This is a genomic window from Corallococcus sp. M7, assembly GCF_054512695.1.
Genome location: NZ_CM137252.1, coordinates 3,439,657 through 3,452,293, shown reverse-complemented (window position 1 = coordinate 3,452,293; position 12,637 = coordinate 3,439,657). Strand labels below are relative to the sequence as shown.

Annotated in this window: 13 protein-coding genes; 9 read left to right on the top strand and 4 right to left on the bottom strand. The window is 70.1% G+C overall.

Going from position 1 to position 12,637, the window contains the following annotated elements:
* Positions 1–30 precede the first annotated feature (30 nt).
* The 4 genes from ACX114_RS14045 to ACX114_RS14030 are packed head-to-tail and all read left to right on the top strand — an operon-like array spanning position 31 to position 3,806.
* Positions 31–1,656 carry a pilus assembly protein gene (locus ACX114_RS14045; protein WP_459298389.1) on the top strand — a complete coding sequence of 542 codons (1,626 nt, stop codon included), beginning with the start codon at positions 31–33 and terminating at the stop codon, positions 1,654–1,656.
* 49 nt (positions 1,657–1,705) lie between these two features.
* Complete coding sequence (locus ACX114_RS14040) at positions 1,706–2,755, top strand: pilus assembly protein (protein ID WP_459298387.1); 1,050 nt, start codon at positions 1,706–1,708, stop codon at positions 2,753–2,755.
* Complete coding sequence (locus ACX114_RS14035; protein WP_459298385.1) at positions 2,752–3,609, top strand: hypothetical protein; 858 nt, start codon at positions 2,752–2,754, stop codon at positions 3,607–3,609. The genes ACX114_RS14040 and ACX114_RS14035 overlap by 4 nt, the downstream gene beginning before the upstream one ends.
* Positions 3,606–3,806 (top strand): hypothetical protein, encoded by a 201-nt coding sequence (locus ACX114_RS14030; RefSeq protein WP_121778017.1) that lies wholly within the window; start codon positions 3,606–3,608, stop codon positions 3,804–3,806. The genes ACX114_RS14035 and ACX114_RS14030 overlap by 4 nt, the downstream gene beginning before the upstream one ends.
* Before the next feature lie 16 nt (positions 3,807–3,822).
* On the opposite strand, the gene ACX114_RS14025 is transcribed toward ACX114_RS14030, so the two are convergent.
* Positions 3,823–4,557 carry a hypothetical protein gene (locus tag ACX114_RS14025; protein WP_459298383.1) on the bottom strand — a complete coding sequence of 245 codons (735 nt, stop codon included), beginning with the start codon at positions 4,555–4,557 and terminating at the stop codon, positions 3,823–3,825.
* Here ACX114_RS14025 and ACX114_RS14020 point away from each other — a divergent pair.
* Together ACX114_RS14020 and ACX114_RS14015 are read left to right on the top strand one after the other, a co-directional pair.
* Positions 4,556–4,780, top strand: a complete 225-nt coding sequence (locus ACX114_RS14020) for a hypothetical protein (protein ID WP_459298381.1) — start codon at positions 4,556–4,558, stop codon at positions 4,778–4,780. The genes ACX114_RS14025 and ACX114_RS14020 overlap by 2 nt on opposite strands.
* Positions 4,777–5,205 (top strand): hypothetical protein, encoded by a 429-nt coding sequence (locus tag ACX114_RS14015; protein WP_459298379.1) that lies wholly within the window; start codon positions 4,777–4,779, stop codon positions 5,203–5,205. The genes ACX114_RS14020 and ACX114_RS14015 overlap by 4 nt, the downstream gene beginning before the upstream one ends.
* On the opposite strand, the gene ACX114_RS14010 is transcribed toward ACX114_RS14015, so the two are convergent.
* Both ACX114_RS14010 and ACX114_RS14005 read right to left on the bottom strand, forming a co-directional pair.
* On the bottom strand, positions 5,186–5,806 hold the full coding sequence (locus tag ACX114_RS14010) for a hypothetical protein (RefSeq protein ID WP_459298377.1): 621 nt from the start codon (positions 5,804–5,806) through the stop codon (positions 5,186–5,188). The two genes, ACX114_RS14015 and ACX114_RS14010, sit on opposite strands and share 20 nt — an antisense overlap.
* A gap of 37 nt (positions 5,807–5,843) precedes the next feature.
* A complete protein-coding gene (locus ACX114_RS14005) occupies positions 5,844–7,241 on the bottom strand; it encodes a hypothetical protein (protein ID WP_459298375.1) in 1,398 nt (465 codons plus the stop codon).
* A 204-nt stretch (positions 7,242–7,445) separates the two neighbouring features.
* Here ACX114_RS14005 and ACX114_RS14000 point away from each other — a divergent pair, with 204 nt between their 5' ends.
* Positions 7,446–9,128 (top strand): DUF1800 domain-containing protein, encoded by a 1,683-nt coding sequence (locus ACX114_RS14000; RefSeq protein WP_459298373.1) that lies wholly within the window; start codon positions 7,446–7,448, stop codon positions 9,126–9,128.
* A gap of 5 nt (positions 9,129–9,133) precedes the next feature.
* Positions 9,134–10,669, top strand: coding sequence for a DUF1501 domain-containing protein (locus tag ACX114_RS13995; RefSeq protein WP_459298371.1), 1,536 nt, complete (start codon positions 9,134–9,136; stop codon positions 10,667–10,669).
* 65 nt (positions 10,670–10,734) lie between these two features.
* Here ACX114_RS13995 and ACX114_RS13990 read toward each other — a convergent pair whose 3' ends face one another.
* Complete coding sequence (locus tag ACX114_RS13990; protein ID WP_459298369.1) at positions 10,735–11,619, bottom strand: NAD-dependent epimerase/dehydratase family protein; 885 nt, start codon at positions 11,617–11,619, stop codon at positions 10,735–10,737.
* A 93-nt stretch (positions 11,620–11,712) separates the two neighbouring features.
* Here ACX114_RS13990 and ACX114_RS13985 point away from each other — a divergent pair, with 93 nt between their 5' ends.
* Positions 11,713–12,633 carry a LysR family transcriptional regulator gene (locus tag ACX114_RS13985; protein WP_459298367.1) on the top strand — a complete coding sequence of 307 codons (921 nt, stop codon included), beginning with the start codon at positions 11,713–11,715 and terminating at the stop codon, positions 12,631–12,633.
* Positions 12,634–12,637: the final 4 nt, after the last annotated feature.

Here is a 12,637-nt window from a genome sequence, read left to right as displayed (position 1 = left end):
CCCCGGCGCCGGCCAGAAGGACCCCCTCGGATGTTTCGGATTCTGCGAAGACTGCGGCGCGACGAGCGCGGGCAGGCCATGGTGCTTGGGGTGGTGGTCATGCTGGTGCTGGCCGTCACCATCATGACGTCGGTGGGCATTGGCCAGGGCGTCTACGAGAAGATCAAGCTGCAGGACGCCGCGGACGCGCAGGCGTACTCGCTGGCGGTGAAGGAGGCGCGGGCCTACAACTTCCTCGCGTACACCAACCGCGCGATGATCGTGCACTACTCCGCGATGCTCACGTTGATGTCCTACGTGAGCCACGCGGTGTACCTGGACCGCACCATCGGCGTCGCGGCCAAGTACCTGCAATACATCCCCGGCATCGGCGCCATCTTCACGGCGGTCTCCACGGCGATAAAAGCCTGGAAGGTCACGGTGGAGACCGTCTCACGACTGCTCATCCCCGTCATCACAGCGCTCAACATCGCGCTCTGGCTGGCCCAGGAGGCCATGCTCACGGGGACCCTCTTCGACCTCTACACCACGAAGGGGCACGGGGACGTCATCTCGAAGACCGACCCCCGGGCGGAGGTCACCGAGGACATGGACTCCGGGCAGTCCTTCAACAACGCGTCCGTGTCCTCGCTGTTCGGCAACCCGAGCGACATCAACTACTCCAACGCCAAGAACTTCCTGCACGTGCTGGACGACGGCCCCTTCAGCAGCAGCCCCACCATGGGCGTGGACCCCACCGGCATGCTCACGCGGGGGAAGCTGGTGACGGCCAACAAGCTGTCGGATCCGAACATGGCCAAGTACCGCCTGCTGATGGGCAACCTGGCCAACGGCGTGCGCCGGCCGTGGACGGCCGAGGGCCAGGGGCCCATCCTCATTGGCCGCAGATGGGAGTTCAACCTGTGCGTCGTCATTGGCCAACTGCGCATCCGCAAGACGGCGGACAGCCAGATCAAGAGCTTCGACGAGAACTTCGAGAACAACCGCAAGGATCAGCTCTTCGCGTCGGACGACATCCGCATCGAGGTGCGCCCCACCTGCTTCATGTTCGGCTGGAGCGACGTCTTCCGGCTGCGCTTCCGGGCGGCGGCGGACAACCGGGGCGGCTTCCACCAGGAATACGGCTCCAACAAGACGGATGACCACCACCCGTGGCTGGGCATCACGCCGTTCATCACGTCCGACACCAGCTTCGTCAGCCCCCGGCAGAACCACTTCGGCTACCCGTGCAACCTCATCGTCCTGGGCAAGGACATGGGCGCGGAGAAGTCCGGCAAGAAGCCCGTCTACGAGCTGGAGAACCTGAAGGACAACGCGTTCATGGAGGGCAACGGCGACGGCAAGTACAACACCGCGGAGAACAACGACGAGGGCATCCGCGAGTCGTACCTGGACATGACCTGGGAGTACGTGGGCGGCAAGCAGGACGGCTACGCGGCGGACTTCCGCCAGCGCACGGGCGGCATGATGGCCATGGCGGTGGGCCGCGCCGTCTACCATCGCCCCAACGCGTGGAAGGAGGAGCCCAACTTCTTCAACCCGCTCTGGACCGCGCGCCTGGCGCCCGTGCAGACGCACTGGGACGCGGATCACCTCAAGTGGCTGGTGCCCGCCTGGGAGGACAGCGAATGGCTCATTCAAGGCATCAACTACTGATGCGCCCTCGTTCCCTTCACGCCCGGCGCGCATCGCGGGGGTCGCGACGGTGGAGCTGGCGCTCCTGGCGCCGCTGCTCGTCGTGCTCGTCCTCTGGGCGAACTACTTCTGGGAGGTACAGCGCGCGCGCATCAAGATGGCGGAGATGGCGCGCTTCGTCGCCTTCGAGCGCACCATGCGCCAGGACGTCTCCACCATCGCGGCGGAGGCGCGGCAGCGCTACCAGGACCTGGAGGGCTCCACCAAGACGGGCACCCTGGGCACGGCCTACCGCAACGGCCTCACCATCCAGGTGCAGGCCCAGAACGCGGACGCGCCGCTCGAGAGCGTGGAGATGTCCAAGATGGGCGGGCAGGCCGGCGTGGGAGGCATCGCGGGCGCGGCCATTGGCGCGCTGGGCGGCTCGCCGGAGCAGCTGGTCGAGGACATGGGGTTCGACCCCAGCCAGGGAGCGGTCCAGGCGGACGTGCAGGTCCGGATGGTCAACCACATCATCCCCCGCGAGGTCGCCCTCTACACGACGGGCTTCGACGGCAACCAGCTGGACCTGAACTTCCAGGAGCACTTCTACCTCTTCCACGACACGTGGAAGGCGTGGGGGCCGGGCGACGCTCCGTCGCAGACGTATCCGCGCGTGGAGCAGCTCACGCATGACCGCTCCAGTCAGATTGTCTACGCGGGCGTCAGCGGCGGAGCGATGAACTCCATCTCGGCGGTGCTGTCCGTGCTGGGGCTCGACTTCCCCTTCTCCGACGAATACATCCGCCAGTCCGTGCTCATCCGCGCGGTGCCGGACGCGGGCCGCTTCAACGCGGTCCGGCCCACGCGCACGGTGCCCGGCGACGTGCTCCAGGCCGCCTACTGGCGCAACGACACCAGCTACTGCTACGGCAACTGCGAGCCCAACGACATCCGCACCAAGCGCGGCCTCTCCAACTCCGGAGGCCGGGGCGACAACTGGCCCATGCGCGCCTACCGGTGCCGGGGGAACTTCTTCCAGGGCGCGACCATCTCCAACCAGCCGGAGTCCGTCTACACGCAGTCCACGACGGCCGCGGCGGCGTACTTCCACTACAACAGCGACGCCTGCATCCCATGAGCGGGCTGACGGACCGCACGGGCGCGCTCACGCGCTGGCTGGGACTGGGCGGGTTGCTCGCGCTCGTGGCCACCGCCGCGCTCTTGAAGGACCCGCCGGCCCCGGCGACGGAGGCTCCGGCGAGGCCGCCCTCCACGCCGGAGGTCGCCCTGCCACCGGCACCGCCGTTTCCGGATGCGGGCGTGGGCCGGGTGACGCGGGTCATCCCGCCCTTCCCCGGCGCGGTGATGGTGCCCATGGGCCGGCTGGTGACCAACGGCAGCCCCATGGAGATGCTCTATTTCGAAACGGACCACCCGCCGGGCGAGGTGCTGGAGTTCTACGCGCGGGAGTTCCGGCTGCGAGGCCGCCACATCGTCACGCAGGACGACGGCGCGGGCGGCGGCTCCGTGAACTATTACGACGAGCGGCTCGGCGCGCTGGTGGCCGTCACCACCATCCGCGTGGGCGGCGCCACGACGCGCACGCTCGTGTTCCCCTCGCTGGTGGAGGCGCGCGAGGGCATCCACCTGCAGGGCACGGCGCCCGCGTCGCTGCCGCAGCCGCCGGGCGCGGTGACGGTGCTGCGCGTGGACGAAGGCAACGAAGGCCTGGGCGCGGGCAGCACCACGCTCACGCAGGTGGCGCACGGCACGCCCCAGATGCTCGCGGAGTTCTACCGGGCGCAGCTGCCCTCCCGGGGCTACACGCTCTCGGACCGGCGGTTCGCGCGCGGCGTGGAGGTGCTCGACTTCGAGCGCCCCGGTGAGCGGCTGTCGCTGACGCTGGCGCCGCTCGACAAGGACGGTCCCCCCGAATCCCTCATCACGTTCGTGCTCGAGCGTGCTCCCCTTCCCCAGGAGTCGAATCGATGAATGGCTGGTTGTCGCGTGGCTACCGGTGGATGCGGCGTCCCCGCTCGCGGGGGCAGGCCATGGCGGAGTTCACGGTGCTGCTGATGGCCTTCATGTTCGGCGTGGGCGCCATCACCACGTTCGCGCCGGAGATGTTCGCGGCGCTCACCATCTACATCCGCGGCTTCTACTGCGTGCTGGGCTACCCGTTCGGCTGAACCGGATGCACCGGGGTCAGGGCACCGGCATCCGGGGCAGCATCAGCGGCACGGCGTCCAGCGTGGGCTTCGCCCCGGTGCCGCTCTTCCCCGCCGTCCAGGTGACGTCCGCGTCGCGCAGGGACTCCACGCCGAACACGGGCACCCGGGCCGCCGTCACCACGGTCATCTGCTGACCGGACTCCAGGCGGAAGGTCTGCTCACGGCCCTTGCCGGCGAAGGGGCCTTCGCGCACGTCGGTGTCGCGCTGGCGGATGAGCGCGCCCCGGAGCGCGGCGTGGTCCGCGACGAGGTCCACCGGAATGGCGACGGGGGTGTTGGGCGGCACGGTGATGGCCAGCCGCTCCACCATGGCGCGGCCCGTCCCGGCGCGAGCCACCCAGGCGATGATGAGGGCGCGCGGCGATGTCTGGTAGTCCAGCTCCACCTGGTAGAGCGTGTCGCGTTCGCGCGGAGTCTCGCCCACGATGGCGGCGCGCACGGGGAAGGTGACCTGCTTCGAACGGACGGTGTATTCCACCCACGTGCCCACGACCGGCTGGAACTGGCCGTAGAGCAGCAGGGGCGGCATCAGGGCGCGCGCCTCAGAGAGGCGCTCGGGGGCGATGGGCGGATCCGCGGGGGTGGGCGCTCCCGCGTCGGAAGAGGCCGCCGTCGTGGTGGGAGCGAGGCCCGCGTCGGGCGCGGCGGACATGGCCGGCGTGGCGGAGAGCAGCACGGCGGTGCACACGGGACACAGGAGGCGGCGCATGGGAACAGCACTATCGGTCCGGGGCTCCACGCCGGACAAGTCCGGGGGACACATGGGACGGCTCCTGACGCTGCTCGCGTTGCTGCTCGTGGGCCTGGGGGCCCTGCCCGCCCGGGCGCAGGACAGCGCGCCGGATGCATTGTTCGGCCTGCCGCTGGTCGTGCGGGAAGGCGGCTGGGCGCGCTACGTGAACACGTCGCCGGACGGCATCCGCAGTTCGTGATCAAGCTGGGCGGTCCGGGACGGCATGAAGGCAAGCGCGGCCGGTGGGTCCTCATCGAGCTCGACGTGCCCGCCGCCGGACGCGTGGGCTTCGACTTCCTGGTGGAGGGCGAGCGCTTCAGCGCGAAGAGCGTGCTGCTCATGCGCGTGCGCGTTCCCGGCCGACCGCCGAACGACACGCCGGCGCCGTTCAACAAGCAGGGCGCCGACCGGCGGCCCCACCCGCTGCGCGAGACGACGGAGACCGTCGCCGGCAAGAAGCTGGCGGTGTCGGAGTACTCGTACGCCGGAGGCACCATCGCCCAGTGGTCCCCCGGCGTCCCGGTGCTGGGCCTGGTGAGCGTCTCCGGCACGCAGTCCTTCCGGTTGGAGGCCTTCGGCGTGGGCGGAGACCCGTGGAGGGACGCTACCTCCGCCGGGAAGTAAGGCCCGCTCCGACGAGCGCGGTCCGCACCGCGTCCTCGTCCGAGCTCGCGAGCCGCGCGGCCAGGAGCAGCTGCGTCCCGCGCCCCGCCTGGAGGCGCACGCGGGGCAGGTCCCCCTGCTCCCGCTGGAACGTGAACCACTCCAGCCGGGAGAACGGCGTGCGCCGTCCCAGCGAATCGATGAAGCCCGTGGGCCCCAGGAACAGCGCGGGCACGCCATGCAGCCCCACGCCCGCGAGCCACCCGGCGACGCCCAGGCAGAACGTGGCCAGCGCGGGCCGTCCCTCCGAGGAGAAGAGCCGCAGGCCCACCAGCGCCAGCACGGCCATGGTCGCGAGCACCAGCGCATAGGTGCCCATCTCCGCGCGCGAGCGCAGCGCCAGGAGTCTTCCACCGCGCAGCAACCCCACGAGCGCGCCCAGCGCCACGAGCGCCAGTCCCGCCGAGGCCACCGCCACGCCCAGCGCCATCATCCCGGGACGGCCTCCCAGCTCCCGCGACTCGCGCACGAGCCACGCGGAGCAGCCCGCGAAGAAGGCCAGCGTCACGCCATGGAAGGCGGCCGTGGAGATGGGGCGCGTGGGAAGGCTTCGAGACGTCACGAGACCTTCCTACACCATCGCGCCCCGCCGGGAGCACTCAGGGCGCGGTGTACTCCCGCGGGCGGTAGTTGAGCCGGACCGCCTCCGTCTGCCCGTGCAGCAGCGGGTCCTGGTAGAGGCAGGAGCCCCCGGGCAGGTCCGCGCAGCGCGGCGGCACCATCCGCTCCATCACCTGATGGATCAGCGCGTCCGACAGCGCCTGCCCCGCGAAGTGCGCGGACCGCGCGTGGATGAACCGGGAGAGGGCCAGGGGCGCGACCCAGGACGTGGTGGCCCGGGTGATGGGCAGGAGGTCCACGCCAAAGGCATCCACCTGGAGCAGCGGCGTCCGGTTGTGCTCGAAGGGCCGCTGGGGCAGCACGCCCGTATTCACATACAGGTCCACGTTGGCCCGCCCCGGCCAACCGCCGAGGGACGCATGCGAGCCCCGGCCCTCCGCGTCCAGTCCGGACTCGAGGACCGTGAAGAACCCCACCCGCAGCCGGTTGGGAAATGCCTCCGACGCGAAGTCGAAGGGATTGTCCTCGGGGCTGACGGCGTCGATGGCGGCCTGGGCCGTGAAGACGCCCGGCGTGTGGAAGAGCGCGGCGTAGATGGGCGTATAGGCCTCCAGCTTCCCGCGCAGCACGGCGTCGTCGGGAAGGGTCCCCTGGCAGGACGCCAACCAGTCCTCGCGCACGGAGGCCAGCGTCACGCCCGAGCTCAGGTTGACGTAGCGCACGCCGTGCTCCGCCATCAGGGCGCGCAGCCCGTCCGCGACGACCGAGGCCTTCGCCCGGAGTCGCTCGAAGGATGCGGGCGTCCCGGAGGCGTCGCAGAACTCCTCGGCCGCGAAGGTCTGGAAGCGCAACGTGTCCAGCAGGACCAGGGACTGGTGCGGGTTGTTCTCCACCAGCAGCGAGAACACGAAGCTGCCATGGCCCGCGCTGCCGTTGGCCTGGGCGGGGTACGTCTCCGAGAGCAGCGGCTCCAGCGAGCGCAGTTGCTCCGCGGGGATGAAGTCCGGCGACGCGAATGACTGGAGCACCCGGTAGAGCGTGACGGGGAGCCGCCAGGAGAAGGAGACCGGTACCAGGCGCCCCTGCCCGTCCACCCGGAGATACCCCCGGAGGCGGTTCTGGTAGCGCACCGCCCGGAGCGGCAACGAGGGGAAGTCGTCGATGACGAGGATGGCCTCGCCGCTGTCGTGGCGCATCGCGAACGCGCCAGGGTCGAAGGCGAAGTCGCCCCACTCACACCCATCACCCTCCGGGTGCTCCCGGAAGCACGTGTCCGCCCGCACGGCCTCGCGCGCGGTCTGGAGCCTCGCGGCCAGGGCGGGATCCATCTGCTCACCCAGGGGCGGCGTGCCCTCGGAAGGGACTGGCGCGACGCAGGCGCAGAGCGCCCCCAGCAGCAGCGCGGAGAACCAGGACCAGGGCAGGACGGGTGGCATCACGGGCTCGCGGGAAGACGGTGTCGCCAGAGATACGGACCGAGCCCCGCGCCCGGGCGCGAAGAAACCTCTGGCATCCCATGGTTCCGGCACAACCAGAAAAAGCCGCTTTAAATGAATTTACCTATCACTTAGAATCTTTTGCGACGTCGCGGCCCCGGCGTGCCGGGGTCGATCACCCCCGCAGTCACCAGGAGGTACCGGATGCTTCGTCGCACCGCCCTGGCCCTCGCCTTGTGTGCCACGTCCTGCACACAGGCCGACGGGCCTTCCGCAACAGAGTCCCCTCCCCCCGAACAACAGGAAGTCCTGGGCCGGGCCGAACAGGCCGTGGAGTCCCTGGAGACGCCTGGAGAGGCGAACAGCATCCGCTTCCTGGAGCAGTCCTCCTTCGGGCCCAAGCTGGCGCGAGGCGTGGCCCCCGCGCCGGTGGGCACCGTGGAGCGCGTGATGTCCGTGGGCATCACCCAGTCGCTCACGGAGCAGTTCGCGCTCCAGCCCGCCACGCCGTACGACGGGGAGAGCGCCCAGGACCTGGGCTCGCAGTTCTTCCAGCGCGCGGTGACGGGCGAGGATCAGCTCCGCCAGCGCGTGGCGTTCGCGCTCAGCCAGATCTTCGTCGTCTCCCAGAACGGCATCCCGGAGTCCACGAGGACGCCGTACCCGGACGCCAAGGTGGCGCTCGCTGGGTACATGAACCTGCTGTCGCAGCACGCCTTCGGCAACTTCCGCACGCTGCTGGAGGAGGTGACGAAGAACCCCGCCATGGGCCGCTACCTGGACATGGCGAACAACCGCGCGTTCGACAAGAACGGCAACCCCATTGACCCGAACGAGAACTACGCGCGGGAGATGCTCCAGCTCTTCACGCTGGGCACGGACAAGCTGAACAACGACGGCACCCCGCTGCTGGACGCGAACGGCAACCGGCAGCGCGCGTACACCGAGGATCAGGTGAAGGCCTTCGCGCACGCCCTGTCCGGCTGGACCTGGAACGCCACGGCGTGCCCGGCCAAGGGCGCCGCCGGCAACACGCCCGACTACAAGAACCCGCTGATGCCCTGTGACAACAACCACGACAAGAGCCAACAGGTGCTCCTGCGGGGTGTCACCACCGCGGCGAACGGGGACATCACCACGCACCTGAACCAGGCGCTGAACAACGTCTTCAACGACGCCAACGTCCCGCCGTTCATCAGCAAGCAGCTCATCCAGCACCTGGTCACGAGCAACCCGACGCCCAACTACGTCCGGCGCGTGGCCACCGTCTTCAAGAACGACGGCACCGGCACGCGCGGCAACCTCCAGGCGGTGGTGCGCGCCATCCTGGAGGACACCGAGGCGCGCGGCGCCCAGCCGCCCCTGGCGCTGCGGCCCGGCTACGGACATCTGCGCTCGCCCGCGCTGTTCGTCACCAACGTGGTCCGCTGGTTGGACCCCACGCTGGACACGGCCACCAAGGACCCGGGGCTGAAGCTCAGCACCTGGAGCAGGTCGATGGGCCAGTGGGTGCCGCGCCCGCCCTCCGTGTTCAGCTTCTACCCGCCCAACGCGCCGCTGCCGGGCGCGGACGGCCTGGTGGGGCCGGAGTTCGCCATCCTGGACACGGCCACCATCACGGCCCGCGCCAACTTCCTGCACGAGTTCCTCTACACCAGCGCCGCCACCAACGCGGGCCTCACCGTGGACTACGACCTGTTGCCGTCCACCCACACGGACCTGGTCGCGTACCTGGGCCGCTACTGGCTGCACGGCACGATGGCGCCGGAATTGGAGCAGAAGCTGCTGACGGCCATGGGCGACAGCCGGGCGAACACGCTCATCCGCAAGAAGAAGCTGGCGCTCTACCTGACGTTCCTCTCCCCCTCCTTCCAGATCCAGCGGTGACCCCCATGACCACGACCCGTCGCCAGTTCCTCCGGCGCGCCACGCAGGGCCTGGGCTTCCTGGCCGCCGCGGCCGCTCTTCCCCGCTGGGTGGGCAACGCCCAGGCGGCCACCCTCAACGGCTACGCCGGCAGCCGCGTGGCCGTCTGCGTCTTCCTGTTGGGAGGCAACGACAGCAACAACCTCATCGTCCCGGTGGAGGCCAACGCCTACGCGGCGTACCTGGATGCACGGCCTACCGTTGGGCTGAAGAGCACCGAGCTGGACCTCATCAGCCCCTCGAACCTGACCTCCACCTTCGGCATGCCCCGGACGCTCTCGAAGCTGCGCGCGCACTTCCAGGCGGGCCGCGCCGCGTTCGTGTGCAACGTGGGCCCGATGGTGCTCCCGCTGACCAAGGCGGATTACCTGGCCGGCGGCACCGCCGTGCCGGAGAACCTCTTCTCCCACAGCGACCAGCAGGACGCGTGGGCGAGCGCGCTGGCCAACCCCGGCTCCAGCACCGTCACCTCCGACATCAAGGTCACGGGCTGGGGCGGCCGCACGGCGGACAAGCTGCACATGCTCAACACCAGCACGCCGCCGGACTACCCGGAGGTGACGTCGTTCGGTGGAAAGCCGCGCTTCTGCGTGGGCGCGGAGCGCAAGCCCATGATGGTGGCTCCGGATGGCACGCTCGCGTTCCGCACCGTCACCACGCCGCCGTCGGACTTCGACCTGCTCCAGCAGTCGGCGCTGGCGGACGTGATGACGGTGCAGGACGGCAACGCGCTGGAGACGGCCTACGCGGGCGTGTTCACCACGGCGCAGGGCTTCTCCTCCGCCCGCGCCGCCGCGCGCGAGGCGGCATGGTTGCAGCTGCCCGAGGTCACCCGCCTGACCATTGATCACTACTTCGAGCCCACGCCCACGGAGGACACCCCGAAGTGGACGCTGCACACGCAGCTCTACCAGGTGGTGCGCGACCTGGTGGCGGGCGCCATGCCGGTGAGCGCGGGCGGCCTGGGCCTCAAGCGCCAGGTGTTCTCCGTGGGCTTCGGCTCCTTCGACACACACCACGACGAGGACGTGGACCAGCCGAAGCTCTTCGAGCAGTTGGACTTCGCGCTCGACGCCTTCCAGAAGGCGATGGCGCTGCTGGAGACGCAGCCCGCGTTCGGCGCCAACGCGCCGCAGGCCACGCTCTTCACCATGAGCGACTTCAACCGGACGCTGCAGGAGAACGGCGACAGCGGCACGGACCACGCCTGGGGCGGTCACGCCATCGTCCTGGGCAGCCGCGTGGCGGGCGGGGCGTTCTACGGCACCTTCCCGAACCTGGACCTGACGGGCTCACTGGATGGCTCCACGGACGAGCGGGGCCGGTGGATCCCCACGCTCTCGGTGGAGCAGTACGGCTGGACGCTGGCGTCGTGGTTGGGGCTGACCAGCACCGAGCGCGACTACGTGTTCCCCAACCTCACCGGCTATCTGGCGGACGCGGTGGCGCGCAACTTCCCGGCGCAGGCGCGCAGGGCCAAGGTGGGCTTCATGCTGGAATGACGCTGTCGTGAACGTGCGCAGGCCGCGAGCCTCTGCCGGGCTCGCGGCCTGCTTCGAGGGCGCGGCTACTTCAGCTCCGCGAGCACGTCGAACACGGAGGGCCGGTGCGGCTTCCAGCCCAGCGCCCGGTCCCGCTTCGCGCGGATGCGGCTGTTGGACGCGAGCGCCAGCCGCCCCAGCTCCACGCCCCAGCGCTTCTCCCCTTCCTGAAGCGGCATGCTGCCCACGGGCAGGTGGAGGCTCTTGCCGATGGCCGTCACCACGTCGCGGAAGTTCGCCTCGCCGTTCTCCGCGAAATAGAACGTCCCGGCCGGCGCGCGCTCCAGCACCAGGAGGTACAGGTCCGCCAGGTCCTCGATGTGCACGTTGGACCAGACGTTCTCCCCCTTGCCGATGTAGCGCGCCGTGCCCGTCTCGCGCGCGTACCGGATGAGCGGCGGCAACTGCACGCTGTCCGGATTCAGCCCCAGGCCCTTGCCGTAGATGAGGCACGGGCAGATGACGTTCGTGTGGATGCCGTCCTTCGCGGCGTCCAGCACCGTCTTGTCCAACGAGATGCGCGCCACCTTCTCCGGCACGGGCTCGATGGGTGTGTCCTCGTCGTGCACGCCTTGCGTCAGCTCGCCGCCCGCGTCGGTGGCGACGATGCTGGAGCCGCTGGTGTGGATGAAGTGCTTGCCGGAGCCCTTCAGCGCGGCGATCAGCGCCTCCACCACCTTGCGCTCGTCCGCGGACGCCGCGTTGATGACCGCGTCGGATTCCTTCGCCAGCCGCGCGAGCGTGTCCAGGTCGTCGAATGAAGCGACCGTCGCCTGGATGCCGCGCGCCTCCAGCTCCCGCGCCTTGTCCTGCGTCCGGGCGGTGCCCACCACCTGGTGCCCCGCCGCCATCAACCGCGCCGCCACCGACCCGCCGATGTACCCCGTCGCGCCCAACACGAAGACTTTCATGATCCGCTCCCGTGAATGGGAGGAAACCTGCATTGTTCCCTCATGGACGGGTAGTGGCGTGCCGGGCACATGTCCTGTTCCTAGAGTTCTTGAATGACCCTCATCCAGGAGCCGCTCGCCGGGCTGGGTGCCTTCGTGCGCACGCTCGAAACGGGCAGCTTCAGCGCGGCGGCCCGGGCGCTGGGCGTGTCGCCTTCCGCCGTCAGCAAGACGGTGGCCCGCCTGGAGGGCCGGTTGGGCGTGCTGCTCCTCCAGCGCGGCACCCGGAGGCTCCAGCCGACACCGGAGGGCCTGTCCCTCTTCGAGCGGGGCCAGCGCATCGTGGCGGAGCTGGACGCGGCCCAGGACGAGCTGCGTGAATCGAAGGGTCCCCGGGGCCCGCTGCACGTCACCGCGCCCATGGACCTGGGCCGTCACTGGCTGGTGCCACGGCTGCCGGCGTTCCTCGCAGCGTACCCTCAGATTCAGTGCGCGCTGGGGCTCACGGACCGCTTCATCGACCTGGTGGAGGAGCGCGTGGACGTGGGGCTGCGCATGGGAGAGAGCGCGGACACGCGGCTCGTGCGGCGGCGGCTGGGGGAGTCTCGCGCCGTCATCTGCGCCTCGCCCGCGTACCTGCGCCGGCACGGCACGCCCCGGAAGGTGGCGGACCTCCAGCGCCATGCGTGTCTGGCCTACCTGCGCGGCGGCCAGCGCGTCCCGTGGCGGCTGGATGGCAAGGAGGTGGAGGTGCCCGGCCCCTTCGCGTCCGACAACAACGAAGCGCTGCTGACGCTGGCGCAGGAGGGCGTGGGCATCGCGCGCATCCCGGAGTTCGTCGCCACGCAGGCGCTGGCCTCCGGACGGCTGCGGGCCGTGCTCGGCGAGGTGCACTCGCCCGGGTCCGACGTGTTCGTCGTCTATCCGGAGCGTCGGCACCTGTCGCCCCGCGTCCGCGTGTTCGTGGACTTCGTGGCGGACGCGTTCGCGCGCGAGGAGGCGAGGCCGGGCACGAAGCCCCGGCCCCGCCGGTGAGCAG

Excerpts from the sequence above, each read along its gene's own strand:
- ACX114_RS14035 (WP_459298385.1), top strand. The coding sequence starts at position 2,752 with ATGAGCGGGCTGACGGACCGCACGGGCGCGCTCACGCGCTGGCTGGGA.
- ACX114_RS13990 (WP_459298369.1), bottom strand. The coding sequence starts at position 11,619 with ATGAAAGTCTTCGTGTTGGGCGCGACGGGGTACATCGGCGGGTCGGTG.
- ACX114_RS14045 (WP_459298389.1), top strand. The coding sequence starts at position 31 with ATGTTTCGGATTCTGCGAAGACTGCGGCGCGACGAGCGCGGGCAGGCC.
- ACX114_RS13985 (WP_459298367.1), top strand. The coding sequence starts at position 11,713 with ATGACCCTCATCCAGGAGCCGCTCGCCGGGCTGGGTGCCTTCGTGCGC.
- ACX114_RS14000 (WP_459298373.1), top strand. The coding sequence starts at position 7,446 with ATGCTTCGTCGCACCGCCCTGGCCCTCGCCTTGTGTGCCACGTCCTGC.
- ACX114_RS14030 (WP_121778017.1), top strand. The coding sequence starts at position 3,606 with ATGAATGGCTGGTTGTCGCGTGGCTACCGGTGGATGCGGCGTCCCCGC.
- ACX114_RS13995 (WP_459298371.1), top strand. The coding sequence starts at position 9,134 with ATGACCACGACCCGTCGCCAGTTCCTCCGGCGCGCCACGCAGGGCCTG.
- ACX114_RS14025 (WP_459298383.1), bottom strand. The coding sequence starts at position 4,557 with ATGCGCCGCCTCCTGTGTCCCGTGTGCACCGCCGTGCTGCTCTCCGCC.
- ACX114_RS14005 (WP_459298375.1), bottom strand. The coding sequence starts at position 7,241 with ATGCCACCCGTCCTGCCCTGGTCCTGGTTCTCCGCGCTGCTGCTGGGG.
- ACX114_RS14020 (WP_459298381.1), top strand. The coding sequence starts at position 4,556 with ATGGGAACAGCACTATCGGTCCGGGGCTCCACGCCGGACAAGTCCGGG.